We start from the raw sequence: 17,590 nt of genomic DNA, 5'->3' as shown, positions 1-17,590 counted from the left end.
GGGGCCCGCCCTCGCAGTGGGGGCCGCGCGCACTGCCGGTCCTTTGCCATTTGGAAACGGGCGGTGGAGGCCGCCGTTCCGGCATTTCAGCGAGGGGGAGAGCTGCCTGGACGGGGAGTAGGGGGACACCCGCTTGCGGCAGTCGTGTGTGTGGGCGGGACGGCGGCCCGCCCCCTAGATGGCGGCGGGAGAGGGGGCAAAATGACCCCCTTTTTTGCTGCCCGGCGGGGAAATTTGACATTGCCCGGCGGTTGACGAGGGCGGCGGCGGGACGGTATACTGGTACAATATTGCCCGCCACGGGGCGGGCGGAAGAGAGGGAGGACGGACGCGTGAAGCAGAAACTGATTTACCTGTTGACGGTGCTCTGCTCGGTACTGCTGCTCTGGGGCGGCAACAAGATCGCCACCGAGGGCCTGGCGCTGCAGGGCGATGGGACCGCCGCCGAGACGGTGAAGGTGCGGGTGGTGGAGATCACCGCCCGGGTGCCCAGCCAGGTGGTCATCGACGGGATCACCCAGACCACCCAGGACAGCACCTACTTTAAAGGGGAGGTGCTCGCCGGGGCGCGCAAGGGGCAGGTGCTTTTTGCCAAGCAGCAGCTCGACCCCCTCATGGGCGGGCAGCCCGACCAGGTGCAGGCGGGGGACAAGGTGCTGCTGACCCACAACCCCGACGAGCAGGCCGACACCGACTGGATCTGGGCCGAGCGGGTGCGCAGCGACGCCCTGATTTGGCTGGGGGTGGTGTTCTGCCTGGTGCTCTTTGCCTTTGGGCGGGCCAAGGGGGTCAACACCATCCTCTCCCTGGGCTTTACCATCGCCGCCATCTTCGCGGTCTTTGTGCCCGCCATCCTCTCGGGTCAAAACGTCTACCTCTGGGCCATTTTGGTCTGCGCCTTCATCGTAGTGATGACCCTGCTCATCGTCAACGGGCCGGGTCGCAAGAGTCTGGCCGCCGGGCTGGGCTGCGCGGCGGGGGTGCTGATCACCGGACTGCTGACCTTTGGGATGGACAAGATCATCCGCCTGACGGGGATGGTGGACGAGAACTCGATGTTTTTGATGTACCTCAACGGGGAGAAGCCGCTGGATCTGAAGGCCATCATCTTTGGGGCCATCATCATCGGCGCGGTGGGGGCCATCATGGACGTGGCGGTGGACATCGCCGCCTCCCTCTACGAAATCAAGCGGAAGCTGCCCAACTCGAGTTTTCACAGCCTGGTGCGCTCGGGCTACACCATCGGGCGGGACATTCTGGGCACCATGGCCAACACCCTGGTGCTGGCCTACATCGGCAGCTCCCTGTCGGTGGTGCTCCTCCTCTTTGCCTACAACGACTCCCTGCTCTACATCCTCAACCGGGAGATGATCGTGGTGGAGATCTTGCAGGCGCTGGTGGGCAGCTTCGGCATCCTCCTGACCATCCCCGCCACCTCCCTGATCTGCGGGCTGCTCTACGGCCACCGGGGAGGCGAGGGGGAGGACGGTCCCCATAAAGCCGAGGAGGCGCCCCGGAAGCCCAGTTGGGAGGACCTGCCCAATCTATAAAGGGGATAGACTTTACATGTTCCGGCGCGCCCCGGCGGACAGGCTGTTGCGGCGCGGGCGGGGCCAAACGGGAGAAGCGGCCAAGGGGCGGCGGCTCTGGTGCAGAGGGCACCGGGACCGTCGCCCCTCCTTCTTTTTCAGGGGGCTAGCCGGCAAGGGGGGAGGCGCGGGGAAAAGCGCCTTTGAGGAGAAGGGGGTGGATGCTGGGAGCGGATGGCGGCGCTGCCCTTCCGGACACGGCCCGCTTAGGCGGGGAGGCGGCTGGGATGGGAGCGGGTGGCGGCGCTGCCCTTCCGGACACGGCCCGTCTGGGCGGGGGAGACGGCCGGGGCGGGAGTGGCGTCGGCGCTGTTCTTTCGGACACGGCCTGCCTGGGCGGGGAGACGGCCGGGTCGGGAGCAGCGTTGGCGCTGCCCTTCTGGACACGGACTGCCTGGGCGGGGAGACGGCTGGGATGGGAGCGGATGGCGGCGCTGTCCTTCCGGACACGGCCCGCTTGGGTGGGGAAAGACGGCTGGGATAGGAGTGGATGAAGGCGCTGCCTTCTGGACACGGCCTGCCTGAGCGGAGGAAAATGGCTGGGATGGGAGCGGCAGGGCCTTTTGGAGGGAAGAGAGGGGGATTTGTCCCTGGGGACGGCTGAGGAATGGACGGCAAATGCTGTAAAGGCAAATAGCTTTATATAGGCTGGAGAGGGACCGTCCGGCAATCTGCACCTGAACGGGGGAAAAAACTGATACAATGGTAGAAAATGAGCCTGGGCACTGGCTGTTTTTTGTGTTTTTTGGTATACTGATTGCAGGCAAAGCGCCAATATGTAAAAGGTAGTGATTCGTATGAAAAAACCAGTGATCGGCATCACCGCGGGCACCACCGTGCACGACGATCCGGTGTTCTTCGGCTGCAGCAGCGACTATGTGCACGAGGAGTACATCGCCGCCGTCCAGCGGGCGGGGGGTGTGCCGATCCTGCTTCCCATCACCGGCGACCGGGCGGTGGTGCAGGCCCAGCTGGAGCTCTGCGACGGGGTGGTGCTCACCGGCGGGCACGACGTGAACCCCCTGCTCTACGGGCAGGAACCCCACCAAAACCTCACCGCCGTCTCCGACCGGCGCGACCGCTTTGACATGTATGTCTGCAAGCTGGCGCTGCAGGCGGAACTGCCCATCCTGGGCATCTGCCGGGGCTGCCAGATCCTCAACGTGGTCTGCGGCGGCACCCTCCACCAGGACCTGCCCAGCCTCTCCTCCTCCTTCGTGCAGCACCTGCAGCCCAGCCACCCCATCCAGGCCAGCCACACGGTGAGCGTGGACAGCCAGTCGGTGCTGGCCCCCATTTTGGGGGAGACGGCGCAGGTCAACTCGCTGCACCACCAGGCCATCGACCGGGTGGCCGAGGGCTTTCTCACCGCCGCCACCGCCAAGGACGGGGTGGTGGAGGCCATCGAGCGCCAGGGCGGCTCCTTTGCCCTGGGGTTGCAGTTTCACCCGGAGATGCTCTCCGCCACCCGGGGGGACATGTTGGCTGTCTTCCGGCTGCTGGTCGAGACCTGCGGCGGCGGGGAACAGGAGTAGGCGGGGCAAAATTTTTCGCCCCTTTTTTGGCGTTTCCCCTTTATTGCGGGGGAAGTTGTGCTATAATAGCCGAGGACGGCTGTCCCCCCGGGGGCGGCCGGCGTTCCCTTTTGCCCCTTCGCAGGGGCGCGAGGGGGGCAAAACGGGGGACCGGGAGAGGCCCGGCCCAAAAAAAGTTTCGGCGGGTGCGGCCCCTGCGGGGGCGGGCCGCCGAAGCGGTGTAAAGGGAGTTTAGCATGGAAAAGTTCTATCCGATCGAGATCGCCGGGTGCAAGCGGCAGCTGCCCATCTGCAAGGTGGACGACCACCTGTCCATTGCGGCCTTCGTCATGTTTTCCGACGTGGAGATCACCATCGCCTGCGCCAGAGAGCTGCTGAAGATCGTGCCGGAATTCGACTACATCGTCACCGCCGAGGCCAAGGGCATCCCTCTGGCGTACGAGATGTCCCGCCAGAGCGGCAAGAATTACTACCCGGCCCGCAAGATGACCAAGCTCTACATGACCGACCCCATCCACGTGAGCGTCAAGTCCATCACCACCGCCAAGGTGCAGGACCTCTACCTGGACAAGGCCGACGCCGACGTGCTCAAGGGCAAGCGCATCCTGATCGTGGACGACGTCATCAGCGGCGGCGACTCCCTGCGCGCCATGGAAGTGCTGGTCAACGAGGCCGGCGGCAACATCGTCGGCAAGGCCACCGTGCTGGCCGAGGGCGATGCCGCCAACCGCGACGACATCATCTTTTTGGACAAACTTCCCGTTTTTGAAAAATAGGACAGACTGCGGCGGGCTGCGGCCCGCCCACTAACGAGGTGGGGCAGTTGGTGAAGCGGCCTCTGGGGACGATCGGCTTTGGCTGGTTTTTGTCTCTGGAGGCCGCTTATTTTTTGCCCCTTTCCCCGCTGGCCAAGGGGGTGCTGGCGGCGGGATCGGCGGCGGTCGGGCTGCTGCTTTTGCTGCTGGCGCGGCGGCGGGCGCTGCCGTCGGCCCTCCTCTGCCTGGCGGCGGCCGCGGCGGTGGCGGCCAACGCCTGGGTCTGCGCCGCCCGGGTGGAGCCGGTCCGGCGGCTGGCCGGGCAGCTGGGGGAGACGGTGCTGGAGGTGACCGAAGCCCCCCGGCAGGCCAGCGGGGCGACCCGCTTTGTGGCCCGGGTGGGCTCCACCACCGCCGAGGGGGCGCCCGATTTCCCCTTTTTGGTGGAGGTGCTCGTCTGGGGGACGGCGGATCTGCAGGTGGGGGACCAGGCGGTCTGTACCGCCCGGTTTGGGCTCCCCGACCGCCCGGCCGGGGGCTGGGACAGCTTGACGCCCCGGGGCATCTACCTCTCGGCCGAACTGTTGAGCGAGGAGCACCTCCTCTTTTTGGGGCACCGGGACAGCCCGGCCGCCGCCCTGGAGCGCTGGCGGCAGCGGCTGGCCGCTTCGGTCCGGCGGCAGTTGCCCTCCCAGGCGGGGGAGCTGGTGGCAGCCATGAGCTGGGGGGAGCGCGCCGCCCTTTCGGAGGGGGTGCGGGGGGATTTTCAGACGGCGGGGGTGGCCCACCTGCTGGCCCTCTCGGGGCTGCACCTGGGGCTCTGCGCGGCCATGGGCGCAGGGCTGGTGCGGCTGCTGGGGGGCTCCAAGCGGGGGGCGGTGCTGGCGGGGGTGGTTTTGGCCCTCCTCTATGGGGCGCTGGTGGGGTTTTCCCCCTCCATCTGCCGGGCGGTGGTGCTCTGCTGCTACGGGGCGGGGGCCTTTCTCTGCCGCCGGACGGTGGACGGCCCCACCGCCATGGGGGTGTGTGGGCTGGTGCTGACCCTGGGGGACCCCTTGGCGGTGGCCGACCTGCGGCTGCTGCTCTCCTTTGGCTCCACCTGTGCGCTGGTGCTGGCCCTGCCCCGGGTGCGCAGGGCGGTGGGGGAGCGGGGGCCGCTGGTGACCAGCCTCTGCCAGACCGGGGTGGTGCTGGGCTGCACCGGGCCGCTGTTGGCCCTCTCCTTTGGCGAGCTGTCCCTGCTGGCCTTTGCCGGCAACCTGCTCTGCCTGCCCTTGGCGGGGCCCACGGTGCTGGGGGGCGCCCTCTGCGGCCTGCTGGGGCTGTTGCCCGGCCCCTGGGGACAGGCGCTGGGCTACCCCTTTGCCGTTCTGGCTGGGCTCTGCGCCCGGGCCATGGCGGCGGCGGCCCACCTGCTGGCCCGGTGGGACTGGCTGGTGCTCCCCCTGCGGGGGCCAGGCGTCTGGTACGGGCTGGGGGCGGCCTGCCTGTGGGGGGCCATCTGCCTGCAGCTGCCCGAGCGGGTCCACCGGCTGCGCTGGCTGGCGGCGGGGGCGGCGCTCTGCGCCCTGGGGGGCTGGCTGCTGGCGGGGTGAGAAGGGGAGCGGCGAGCTTTGCCTCTGGTGGGCGGGCGCAGGTTTTGGCGGTGCGGGAGAGGGGGCTGTGCCCCCTCTTTTTGCGGATGAGGAGCGCGTGTCAAGAGACGGGGATGTCTGGTCGAGGGGGGAGGCGCCGTTATTGCAGCAGGGGAGGACCGGTTCGGGTCGGGTTGTTGAGGGGATGGGCGGCAGCTCCGACTGCGCATGGCTTTGATGGGGGACAGCCCAGAGGTGGCGCGCTGCTCTTTCCAGTGAGGAGGGGAGAAGCTTTCATGGGGAGGGCTGCCTCCCGCTGGGGCGACGCGGCCGGTCAAGGGGGGCGGCATCTCCGGCGGGAGCGGTGCTGTAATTGGGCTGGTGTGCCCTTGCAATGGCTTTGATGGGGGACAGCTCAGAGGTGGTGCGCTGCCCCCCACAGTTGGGGTTTGAGAGGCTTTTATGGGGAGGGCCGTCCCCCGCTGGGGCGACGCGGCCGGTCAAGGGGAAGGTATCTCCGGCAGGAGCGGTGCTGTAATTGGGCTGGTGTGCCCCTGCAATGGCTTTGATGGGGGACAGCCCAGAGGTGGCGCGCTGCCCTTTCCAGTGAGGGGGGGAAGCTTTCATGGGGAGGGCTGCCTCCCGCTGGGGTGGCGCGGCTGGTCAAGGGGAGTGACGCCCCCCTCCCCGGGGATGTAGGCGGGCTGGCAAAGCTGTGCGGAGGGCGGAAAGGGCGTGGGAATTTTTTACATACTCTTTTCAAATCTCTCCCCGGCCGCTACAATAGGGGAAAGGGAGAGACGGCGGCAAAAGGGTGCCGCACGGCGAGGGGAGGAAACGATATGACACAGTTTTGCGGCCGGGTCGACACCGAGTTCATCAGCGGTCCCCAGGTCTTTGACCGGGCCATCGGGGCGGTGCGCGGGCACCTGGACAAGCTGATGGTGCTCTACGACGGGCGGGTGATCGGCGGGCGGCTGCACGATTTGGTCTACGAGACCCTCTGGGCCCACGGCTTTCACTGGACCGAGATGGATCTGGCCGAGGGAGAGGGGCCGCCGTTTGCGCGGGACGCGCTGGGGCCGTCGTCCCTGGCGGGCGGAGAGGACCCGTCCGGCGGCAGTCGGGTGGTGGCCCGGGGGATCGACATCTACCAGAGATACCGGCTCGACGGCATCCTCGCCGTGGGCGGGGCCCGCACCCTGCAGTGCGCCCAGGCCATTGCGGCGGCGGGCCGCTTCGGCAGGCGGGGAGAGGGCGGGGAGCCGGCCCTCCCCCTCTTCGCCGTCTTTACACTGGCCTCCTCCGGCAGGGAGGGGGCGCTGCCGGGTTTTGCCCCGGTGGGCTCGCCCGGACCGCTGCCCCGGCTCCTCGCCCTGGACCCGGTCTTTGCCTACACCGGCGACCGGGGGCAGGTGGCGGAGGAGATCGCCGGTCTCTTCTGCCGGGGGCTGGAACTCTACCTTGCCCCGGGGGAGGGGGCCTATCTGCAGCGGCGGTTGGCTGAGGGCATCCTCAAGACCTGTATCCACTGCGCGGGCGGCGCCCTGCGGGGGGAGGAGGGGGCCTGCGGCGACCTGCTCTGGGCCCTGGGGCTGGCCGTCAGCGAGCTGCCCGGCTGGGGCCGCAAGCTCCCCTGGGAGGTGCACGGCATGGGACGGCAGCTCTGTGACCGGTTCGACGCCCCCTGGGGGGCGGTGCTGTCGGTTTTGGCCCCGGCCTGGATGGGCTATGTGCTGCGGGCGACCACCCTGGAGAAGTTTGCCGAGTACGGCGTGCAGGTCTGGCGGCTGAACAGGGAGCTGCCGAAGGAGGAGTTGGCCCGCCGGGCCATCGACGAGACCCAGCGCTTTTTCACCCAGGTGCTGGGTCTGCCCGAGCGGCTGGGGGAGCTGGGCGCCGCCGGGGGACAGTTGGGGGAGCTGGCGGAGCGGGCCGCCGCCCCGGCGCTGCAGGAGGGGGTCGTTCCCCTGGACGCGGCCGACGTGCTGGAGATCTACCGGGCCTGCCTGTGAGGCGCGCAGGGGGCGGGGCAAAGGAAGGAACAGTCCCTTTGCCCCGCCCCTTTTTGGTCCCTTCGCGGGCTCAGAGGGGCAAGGGGGGCTTGTGGCGGGGACGGAGGGGTGTGACCCGCTGCTGCGCCGGGGTGGCGGAGAATGGGCTGGGGACGAGGGGACTGTCTGGTGGAGGCGAGTGGGGAAGTCCCTCGGCCTCATGTCCTTTTTGCTTTTGCGGCCGGTTGGGGCGTCTGGCGGAGGGGACCCCTTCTGCCGCTGCACCGGGCGGAAGGAGGGCGCGTCGGCGGGCCGCTCTCTTTTGCAGGCGGTGCTCTGGCGGGACCGGTCTCGGTCCGTGCCGGCGGAGGCTGTCTGGGCTTGTGCGGGCCCCTCTTCCGGCCGCTCCTTCGCCGCTGCACGGAGGGGTGGAAGGAAACGGCTGTTTCGGCGGCCGGGTTCTCCGCCGGGTTTCCCGGGGATTTTTGCGCTCCTTTTGAGGGGGCGCTTCGCTCGGCGGGTGGAGAGGGGTGCGAACGCCCTTTTGGCCGGCGGTATGATGGGGAGCTTGGCCCTCTCTCTGGCGGGAGGCTCTGCCCGGGCGGCGGCCGAGGCGCTGCCCTTTTGCCCGATGGGAGAGCGTTTGGGCGGAGGGGAGGGGCTGCCGGGCGGACTCTTGGCCGGCTGCGCGCGGGGGGCCAGGCACTGTGCCGTCACAGGGAAAAGGTCTGTCGGGGATGGACGGGGAGAGCGCCGCTCCGGCGCGGCCGCGGCGGGGAGCTCGGCGGCGGGGGGACGGTGTCGGTGGCGGCTGGGGGGAGGGCAGTTAGGGCCAAGCGCCCTCTGGCGAGGAGGGCTGTGGATTGCCTATGGAAAAAGGGGCGGCGGTTTGCTATAATGACTAGAGATGCGGGCGGCCACGGGGCGGCCCGGCGAGAGGGGAGAGGCGAGCTTGAAGTACACGGCCACCAACTTTGCCAAGGCGGTAAAGGGCGGGCCCCTGGGGGGGCTCATCTACTTTTTCGGCGACCAGCGCTACCTGATGGAGCGCTTCACCGCACAGCTGCTGGAGGCGCTGGGCGCGGGGGAGGAACAGGTCGTCCGCCTGGACGGGGACGAGCTGGACTTCGACGCCCTGGGCGACGAGGTGGTGACCGTCTCCTTTACCCCGCCCAAGGTGCTGGTGATCAGCGGGCTCTCCCCCGAGGGGATGAGCGAGGCCCAGATCAAGCGGCTGGGGGAGATGGCCGACTACCTCTCCCTGGAGACGGTGCTCATCGCCCAGGAGAAGTTTGTCAAGGAGAGCTACAAGGTCAAGCGGGCCAAGGCCCAGAAGCTGCGCAAGCTGGCCGACGCCAAGGGGGCGCTGGTGGATGTCAACAAGCCGGACGCGGCCTCCTGCGCCAAGCTGGCGGCGGCCCTCGCCCGGGAGGAGGGCATTGCGATCGCCGAGCGGGACGTGGCCTATCTGGTGGAGCACTGCGGCGGCGACCTGTTGAAGGTGCAAAACGAGCTGAAGAAGCTGGGCAGCTACCGGCTGGGGGAGACGGTGCGGCGGGAGGACATCGACCGCTTCACCGCCCCCACGGTGGAGCGCACCTCCTTTGAGATGGCGCGGGCTTTGATCCGGGGCGATGTGCGCCGGGCGCTCCACCTGCTGGGGGACCTGCTGGACGCCCGGGAGGAGCCCATCACCATTGTGGCGGCCCTGGCCACCAACTTCTGCGACATGTACAAGGTCAAGTGCGGCCAGGCCGACCGGCTGGCCACCTCGCAGATCGAAAAGACCTTTGGCTACCGGCCGGGGGACTTTCGGGTCAAGCAGGCGGTGCAGAACAGCCGCAGCCTGAAGTACGGGCAGGTGGTGAAGATATTGGAGGAGCTGCTGGAGGCCGACTTGGCCCTCAAGTCCTCCGGCGCCGACGCCACCGTGGTCTTGCAGCGGCTGCTGGTGCAGATCAGCCTGCTGCTGCGGGCGCGCTAGAGGGGGGAGCGGGATGGTTCGCTGTGAGCGGGTGATCGTGGTGGAGGGCCGCTACGACAAGATCAAGCTGTCCAACCTGGTGGAGGGGACCATCATCCCCTGCGGGGGGTTCTCCCTCTTTCACAACGAGGGGAAGAAGCGGGAGATCCGCACCCTGGCGCGACAGAAGGGGGCGGTGATCCTCACCGACAGCGATGTGGCGGGGTTTCAGATCCGCAGCTACCTGAAAAACTACCTGGCCGGCTGCGACGTGGTGGACGCCTACATCCCCGACATCTACGGCAAGGAGCGGCGGAAGGCCCGCCCCTCCAAAGAGGGGAAGCTGGGGGTCGAGGGGGTGCCGGGGGAGGTGCTGCTGCGGGCGCTGCAGACCGCCGGCGCCCTGGCGGACGGGGCGCCCCGCCCCCGGGAGATCACCCGGCTGGACCTCTACAACTGGGGGCTGGTGGGGGGTGCTGACAGCGCGGCGCGGCGGGGGGCGCTGCTTGCGCGGCTGGACCTGCCGGAAAACCTCTCCCCCAAGGGGCTTTTGGGGGCGGTCAACGACCTCTGTACCCGGGAGGAGTTGGCGGCCCTGGCGGAGGAGCTGGGGCGGCCTTGACAAACGCAGCCCCGGCGGATATACTGAAAAAGCTGCCAGAGAGGCATGCCGCTGTGGTGGAACCGGCAGACACAAGGGACTTAAAATCCCTCGGGGGAGACTCCGTACGAGTTCAAGTCTCGTCAGCGGCACCACTGGGCAGAGCCTGGAGCCAATTTGTGCTCCAGGTTTTTTCTTTTGTCCAATGCCTTTTGGCGGCTTGATTTTAGAAAAAGGATTTTTTCTGCAGCTCCGCGGTTGCCGCATTTGGTCGGGTTTTGTAAGTATTGCTGCCGAATGTTTTATGCAATCACCCCAGAATTTTACTGCTTTGTTGTGCCAAAGTGCCGAACTCCCGCCGCTGCTCTTTTCAAGGGCGGCGGCCGGGCGGTATAATAGGGGGCGACAACGGTTATTTTGTCAGACTATGTGACTGAAGGGGTGTAATTTCATTGGATCAAATCGAGAAGAAGATCATCGAAACCATCGACCAAAACCGCGAGCAGATCGTGGCCTTTGGCCGGGATATTTGGCATCACGCCGAGCTGGGGTACCGGGAGTTCCGCACCGCCGGCAAGTTCAACGAGCTGCTCAAAAACCTGGGGATGGAGGTGGACGAGGGTCTGGCCATCACCGGGGCCAAGGGCTATTTGAAGCCCAAGGGCACCGCCGGCCCCACCGTGGCCGTCATCGGCGAGCTGGACGCCCTGCCCATCGCCAACCACAAGGACACCAACCCCGAGACCGGCGCCGCCCACTGCTGCGGCCACCACGCCCAGCTGACCGCCACCATCGGCGCGGCCCTGGCCCTGAGCGTGCCCGAGGTCAAAGAGGCCCTCGACGGCAACGTGGTCTTCATGTCCACCCCGTCGGAGGAGTTTGTGGACATCGACTACAAAAACGGTCTGCGCAAAGAGGGCAAGGCCCGCTACGGCGGCGGCAAGTGCGAGCTCATCCGCATCGGCGCCTTTGAGGACATCGACGTGGCCCTGGGCCACCACAGCGACACCGACGCCGAGCACGACGCCATCATCATGAACTGCTCCTCCAACGTCTTTGTCAACAAGACCGTCAAGTTCAAGGGCCGCAAGGCCCACGCCGCCGGCTTCCCCGAGAAGGGGGTCGACGCCCTCAACGCCGCCGAGCTGGCCCTGCACGGCATCGCCCTGCAGCGGGAGAGCTTCCGCGACGAGGACACGGTGCGCTGCCACGGCTACTACCTCCAGGGCGGCGACGCGGTCAACATCATCGCCGACGACGTGGTGCTGGAGTACTGCGTGCGCGCCAAGACCATGGAGGCGGTGAAGGACGCCAACGCCAAGGTCGACCGCTCCTTCAAGGCCGGGGCCCTGGCCACCGGCTGCGGGCTGGAGATCGAGACCCTGCCCGGCTACTTCTCCACCCAGCCCTGCCCCGACGTGTCGGCTCTGCAGGCCGCCCTCGACGCCGTGGGGGAGGACAGGCCCCTGCGGGTCAAAGAGGTCCCGGCCAGCGAGCACATCACCGGCTCCACCGACTTTGGCGACGTGTCGGCCATCATGCCCCTGATCCAGTTTTACACCACCGGCCTCACCGGCCAGCTGCACAACAACAACGTCGAGGTGGTGGACGAGGAGATCGCCTACATCCTGCCCGCCAAGCTCTTCGCCCTCACCGCCTACCACCTGCTCAAGGGCGACGCCGCCGGCGCCCGGCACCTGATGGAGATCTACCAGCCCAAGCTCGACCGCGAGAGCTATGTGGAGTACATGGAGAGCATGCTGGGCACCATCGAGATGGAGATGGACCCCCTGCCCCTGCTGGAGGACTAGTTCCCCCCAACCCCCTCTGCGCAAAAAGAGAGCGCCCTGGCCGCATCCGGCCGGGGCGCTTTTTTGCCGGGTGGGAGGAGGGGGGCCGTTCTCCGCCCCTTTTCTTTTTTCCCCCTTTTTGAGAGGGGGGCCGGTTGACCATCCCGGACAGAGGTCGTATAATAAATTGTATACAAAAAGAAAAGCGATCCCCTGCCGCGGCGGGCAGGATCGGGATGGGGCAATATGGACAGACAAACGGGCGGCAGCGAGACCGCCATCTACGTGATCGACAGGGACCACCGGATCGTCCACTTCAACCGGGCGCTGGGGGAGATCTTTCCCGAACTGCGGCTGGGGCAGTCCTGCTACCGCGCCCTCTGCCGGGAGGAGGGGCCCTGCCCCGGCTGCCCCCTGCACGGCGGGCAGGGCGAGGGGACCGTCTTTTACAACAAGTGGCTGCGCCGCTGGGTCGAGGTCAGCACCGGCAAGCTGGAGTGGCCCGGCAAAGGGGAGTGCGACATCGTCCTTGCCCGGGAGATCCAGGAGGACAACAAGGGCCTCTTCTACGGCCTCACCAGCCTCTCGGTCTACGACGAGCTGTTCGAGCTGGACTTGGGGGAGGACCGCTACCGCATCCTCTACCACGAGGGGGACAAGTACCTCCTCCCCGCCCTGGAAGGGCGGCTGACCCACCTGGTAGGGGAGGCCTCCGAGGGGATGGTCCACCCCGATGACCGGGCCGCCTTCCTGCGCTTCTGGTCGCTGGAGGACCTGTTGGAGCGGCTGGCGGGCGAGGGCTCCATAAAAGGGGAGTTTCGCAAGCACTGCACCGACGGCGGCTGGCGCTGGGTGCTGCAGACGGTGGTCCCCCTCCGCCGCGCCGCGGGGGAGGGGCAGATCGTCCTCTGCTTTGTGCAGGACATCGACAGCCAAAAGCGAAGGGAGCTGGAGGAGGCCACGGCCGCCCTCGCCCCCGCCGTCGTCGACCCCCTTACCGGGCTCTACAACCGGGCCGCCTTCTTCGCCGCGGCGGACGGGGCGGTGGCCGCCGGCAGCGGGTCCCCCCTCTGCGTGGTGGCAGTGGACATCGAGCACTTCAAGCTCTTCAACGAGTGGCACGGCCGGTCCGTCGGAGACGACTTCCTGGCGGCGGTGGCCGCCTGCCTGCGGGCCCTGGCCACGGACCGCGGGGGGATCGCCGGCTACATGGGGGACGACGACTTCTGCCTGCTGCTGCCCGACGCGCCCGAGGCGCTGGACGAGCTGGAGACCCGGGTCTCCGAGGTGGCCCGCAGCCGGGGGGGCAACGCCGGGTTCCTGCCGGCCTTCGGCGTCTGCGGGGTGGAGGACCCCGCCCTGCCGGTGCGCACCCTGTACGACCGGGCCGCCCTGGCCCTGGCCTCGGTCAAGGGCAACTACGCCCGCCGCCTCTGCCGCTACGGCGCGGGGATGATGCGGCAGATGGAGGAGGAGCACCACCTCCTCTCCGAGGTGCAGCGGGGGCTGGAGCGGGGGGAGTTCACCTTCTACCTGCAGCCCAAGTGCAACATGAAGACCGGCAAGATCGTCGGCTTCGAGTCGCTGGTGCGCTGGCAGCACCCCCAGCGGGGGCTGGTGGCGCCGGGCGCCTTCCTCCCCCTGATGGAGAAAAACGGCTTTATCGCCAACCTGGACCGCCCCCTCTGGGAGGGGGTCTGCGCCAAGATGCGGGAGTGGCTCGACCGGGGCTTTCGGCCGGTGCCGGTCTCGGTCAACGTCTCCCGGGTGGACCTCTACACCATGGACGTGGCGGCCTGCTTTCAGCAGCTCGTCGAGCGCTACCGGCTGGACCCCCACCTCATCGCCATCGAGATCACCGAGAGCGCCTACGCCGAGGAGTTTGACATCATCACCGAGGCGGTGTCCCGGCTGCGGCAGGCGGGCTTCACCGTGCTGATGGACGACTTCGGCTCGGGCTACTCCTCCCTGAACATGCTCAAGGACGTGAATGTGGACGTCCTCAAGATCGACATGAAGTTTTTGGAGATGCGCGAGCAGAGCGCGGGCAAGGGCTCGGGCATCCTGGAAGCCATTGTCGGGATGGCGCGGCTGATGGGGCTGCGGGTGGTGGCCGAGGGGGTGGAGACCCCCGAGCAGGCGGGATTCCTGCTGGAGATCGGCTGCCAGTACGGCCAGGGCTACCACTTCGCCCGCCCCATGCCCATCGCCGAGGCGGAGGCCCTGCTGGCCGACGAGGGCAACTTCGACTACCGGGGCATCCACACCAAGCGGATGGGGATGTTGCAGATTAGGGAGTTGCTCAACGAAAACCTCTTCAGCGAGATCCTCCTCAACAACATCCTGGGGGGCATCGCCTTCTACGACGTCTGCGGCGACCAGGTGGAGCCGATGCAGGTCAACGAGCAGTACTACCGGGTCACCGGCACCACCCCCGAGGGGATGGAGGAGCGCCGCGGCCGCACCATGGAGAGCGTATACAGCGAGGACCGGGAGGTGGCGCTGGACATCTTTCGCCGCGCCCACGCCAGCCCCCTGAACGGGGCCGAGGGCGACTTTCGCTACCTCACCGAGGAGGGGGACACCATCTGGCTGCACCTGCGCACCTTCTTTCTGCGCGAGCAGTTGGGCCACCGGCTCTACTACGGCTCGGTGAGCGATGTCAGCGAGCAAAAGCGCCAGGAGGAGCAGCTGGCCTCCTCCCAGCAGGCCCTCTCGGCGGTGGTGGGGGTGGCCGAGAACGACGAGTCCTTCATGCAGCTGGCGGAGGAGAACCGCCGCGCCGCCGCCTCCATCTTTGCCCAGATGAGCCCCGGGGGGATGATCGGCGGCTACTGCGAGGAGGGGTTCCCCCTCTACTTCGCCAACCGGGAGATGGTGCGGCTGCTGGGCTACGACAGCTACGACGAGTTCGCCGCTGCCATCGGCCACCGGGTGCAAAACACCATCCACCCCGACGACCTGGCGGCGGTGACCCGGGACATCGGCCCCCGCTACTACCCGGGGCTGGAATACACCACCACCTACCGGATGCCCCGCAAGGACGGCAGTTGGTTCTGGACCCTGGACAAGGGCCGGGTCATCGAGGCGGAGGACGGCCGCCTGGCCATCGTCAGCGCCTGCACCGACATCTCCCAGACCATGGCCGCCCAGCAGCGGCTGGCCGAGCGCAACGCCTTTTTGCTGGAGCAAAACCGGGAGCTGGACTTCCTCAACCACGCCCTGCCGGGGGCCTACCACCGCTGCGACGACGACCCCGGGTACAGCTTTCTCTACATCAGCGACCAGTTCTTGGAGATGTTCGGCTTCACCCGGGAGGAGATCGGCGAGCGCTTTGACAACCAGTTTTTGGAGATGGTCCACCCCGACGACCGCGCCCTGGTGCAGATGGGGGGCGACAACCTCCAGCGCGAGGGGATGGGCCGCTCCATGGAGTACCGGATGTGCGGCAAGGACGGCTACCGCTGGGTCATCGACCAGAGCCGGTACATGGAGTACGAGGGCAAGCGCTTTTTCCAGGGGATGGTCGTCGACATCACCGAGACGGTGGAGCTGCGGGACAAGATGCGGCTGCTGATGGCCCACACTCCGGAGAACATCTTCCTGCTCAAGGTGCGCGGCGAGAGGGAGCGCGTCCGGGTGATCGCCGACGGCCTCTTTCGCGACCTGGGCGGTCGGCCCGGCCAGTTCGAGGAGATGCTGCGCACCCGCCGGTACGAGGGCTACCTGGCCCCCGGCGACTGGCAGCGGCTGCGGGGGGAGATGGTGGCGGCGGTGGCCGCCCGCGGCGAGTTCCACCAGGTGGCGAGGCTCGACCTTCCCAGCGGCCGGCGGGCCTGGGTCTCCCTGGACGGCCGCTGCATCGAGCAGGGGGAGGGGGAGGTCACCTACCTCTGCACCAACCGGGACGTGACCACCGTCAAGGAGAAGGAGCGGGAGCTCTGGCTGGCCGGTCAGAAGCTCTCGAGCATCCTCCGCCAGGCGGGCATCGACAGTTGGGACTGGGACCTGCGCACCGGCGCCCTCACCTTCTCCACCACCTGCGGCCGGGCGGTGATCGAGCGGATCTTGGGCCGCCCGGTGGCGGGGGAGGACCAGCGGGTAGCGGGCTTTGCCGGGCGGCTTCTGGCCCACCCCGGCCTGCCCGAGGGGCACCGGGAGCGCATCGCCGCCTACCTGCGATCCTTTGAGGGCGGGCGCGACCGGGAGCGCTTTGCCTGCGAGTTCCCCGTCACCGGGGCCGACGGCGAACTGTGCTGGCTGCACACCGCCGGCGAGACCATCTGCGACGGGGAGGGCCGCCCGGCGCGGGCCGTGGGCTACTACCGGGACATCACCCGGGAGAAAAACGAGTCCCTCAAGAGCAGGGAGGACCGCAAGATCCTCGAGCTGCTGCGGGGGCAGGCGGTCTACGACTTCCGCGCCAACTTGCAGCAAAACACCGTCTCGGTGGGGAAGGACGGCCGGGCCTGGCGGACGGACACCGGCTACCGCGGCGGCAGTTGCTTTGAAGAGCTGCTGGACCACGTGGGCCGGCAGTTGGTGCTCCCCTCCTTCCGCAAGGAGTTCGCCGCCTTCTGCGACCGGGAGCGGCTGCTGGAGTGCTACCGCCAGGGCCAGCAGTTGGCCAGCATGGACTACCAGCGCCTCTACCGGGGCCAGGCCAACTGGATGCGGCTGATGGTCCACCTGGCCGAGCTGGAGGGTTCGCCCGACGTCTTCGCCTACCTCTTCGTCATGGACATCGACCGGCAGAAGCGGCAGGAGCTCAAGCTGACCCAACTGGCCGAGATCGACGCCCTGACCGGCCTCTACAACCGGCGGGCCGCCATCCCCAAGATCGAGGAGTACCTGGCCGCCCAGCGGGAGGAGTCGGCGGCGCTGCTGATGTTTGATTTGGACAACTTCAAGCTGGCCAACGACGTCTTCGGCCACGCCTACGGCGACTCGATGATCGCCCAGAACGCCGAGCGGCTGCGGGGCTTTTTCCGGGGGGAGGACATCCTCTGCCGGGTGGGGGGCGACGAGTTTTTGGTGCTGTGCAAGAACATCCGGGAGGAGGACGTGATCCGCAAGCTGGACGCCGTCGTCCGCTCGATGGTGGTCAGCTACAAGGCCCAGGATCACACCATCGTCTTCTCCATCTCGGCGGGCTTTGCCATGGCGCCCGAGCAGGGGCGCACCTTTGACGAGCTCTACCAAAAGGCGGACATGGCCCTCTTCAGCGCCAAGATGGGCGGGAAGAACGCCTTTTACAAGTACCACTCGGACATGAAGTCGGTCCGCTATGAGCTGGCGGGGAAGGGGATGCCCCCCACCCCCCGCGGGGAGCTGGACGGGGCCCCGGAGAGTGCCGGGTGACGGCGGACCGCCCCGTTCGCACAACTCGGCCCGGCTACACCCCGTGCAGATGAAGACTTGAAATGCGCCGCGGCAAAAGCCGCCCACGCCACCCTGTCGAACCGCCCCCGCCCAGGACCGGCGGCAAACAAGCGCCCTCGAGAGCAGATCGCTGCTCCTCGGGGGCGCTTGTGGTGTTTCCGATTTCCCGGCCAAAGGGGGGAGATGTAGCTGGCTGCGCCCCTTTCGGTTTCGCCCGATGTCCCCATCAAAAGGGGGAGACCGCCCTTTCCTCTGTCAAAGAGAGGGGGAGGGGGCAAGGTCTGCCAGCCGAAATCTGCCGACCGCCCGGTTTCGCCCTCCGCCGCTGTGGGGGAAGGGGCCTCCCTTTCCCGAGAGAGGGGACAGGGCGGGCCCTCGCCGAGAGAGGAAAGGGGGGGGGAGAAAAT

The 17,590-nt window shown here is 67.7% G+C and carries 9 protein-coding genes and 1 tRNA gene; all 10 read left to right on the top strand.

Going from position 1 to position 17,590, the window contains the following annotated elements; translation table 11 throughout:
* Positions 1-332: 332 nt before the first annotated feature.
* The 10 genes from GT748_RS01385 (at position 333) to GT748_RS15325 (ending at position 17,162) form a co-directional block, all read left to right on the top strand.
* Positions 333-1,550: a YibE/F family protein gene (locus GT748_RS01385; RefSeq protein WP_073260919.1), complete on the top strand. Its 1,218-nt coding sequence runs from the start codon at positions 333-335 to the stop codon at positions 1,548-1,550.
* A gap of 836 nt (positions 1,551-2,386) precedes the next feature.
* Positions 2,387-3,124, top strand: coding sequence for a gamma-glutamyl-gamma-aminobutyrate hydrolase family protein (locus tag GT748_RS01380; RefSeq protein ID WP_021659835.1), 738 nt, complete (start codon positions 2,387-2,389; stop codon positions 3,122-3,124).
* A gap of 236 nt (positions 3,125-3,360) precedes the next feature.
* Positions 3,361-3,900, top strand: coding sequence for a phosphoribosyltransferase family protein (locus GT748_RS01375; protein WP_021659837.1), 540 nt, complete (start codon positions 3,361-3,363; stop codon positions 3,898-3,900).
* A 50-nt stretch (positions 3,901-3,950) separates the two neighbouring features.
* Positions 3,951-5,474, top strand: a complete 1,524-nt coding sequence (locus GT748_RS15880; RefSeq protein ID WP_143161539.1) for a ComEC/Rec2 family competence protein — start codon at positions 3,951-3,953, stop codon at positions 5,472-5,474.
* 821 nt (positions 5,475-6,295) lie between these two features.
* Entirely contained in the window at positions 6,296-7,468 is a 1,173-nt protein-coding gene (locus GT748_RS01365; protein WP_021660287.1) for an iron-containing alcohol dehydrogenase, read from the top strand.
* Between the two features lie 931 nt (positions 7,469-8,399).
* Positions 8,400-9,431, top strand: coding sequence for a DNA polymerase III subunit delta (gene holA / locus GT748_RS01360; RefSeq protein ID WP_161213292.1), 1,032 nt, complete (start codon positions 8,400-8,402; stop codon positions 9,429-9,431).
* Between the two features lie 13 nt (positions 9,432-9,444).
* Entirely contained in the window at positions 9,445-10,032 is a 588-nt protein-coding gene (locus GT748_RS01355) for a toprim domain-containing protein (protein ID WP_073260923.1), read from the top strand.
* A 47-nt stretch (positions 10,033-10,079) separates the two neighbouring features.
* Positions 10,080-10,166, top strand: a tRNA-Leu gene (locus GT748_RS01350).
* Positions 10,167-10,463: 297 nt separating this feature from the next.
* Entirely contained in the window at positions 10,464-11,822 is a 1,359-nt protein-coding gene (locus GT748_RS01345) for an amidohydrolase (RefSeq protein ID WP_021658771.1), read from the top strand.
* A 225-nt stretch (positions 11,823-12,047) separates the two neighbouring features.
* Positions 12,048-17,162 (top strand): EAL domain-containing protein, encoded by a 5,115-nt coding sequence (locus GT748_RS15325; protein WP_243147935.1) that lies wholly within the window; start codon positions 12,048-12,050, stop codon positions 17,160-17,162.
* Positions 17,163-17,590: the final 428 nt, after the last annotated feature.

Origin of the sequence: Bittarella massiliensis (ex Durand et al. 2017), from assembly GCF_009876955.1 — a bacterium.
GTDB lineage: Bacteria > Bacillota > Clostridia > Oscillospirales > Ruminococcaceae > Bittarella > Bittarella massiliensis.
This window is presented reverse-complemented; position numbering and strand designations above follow the sequence as displayed.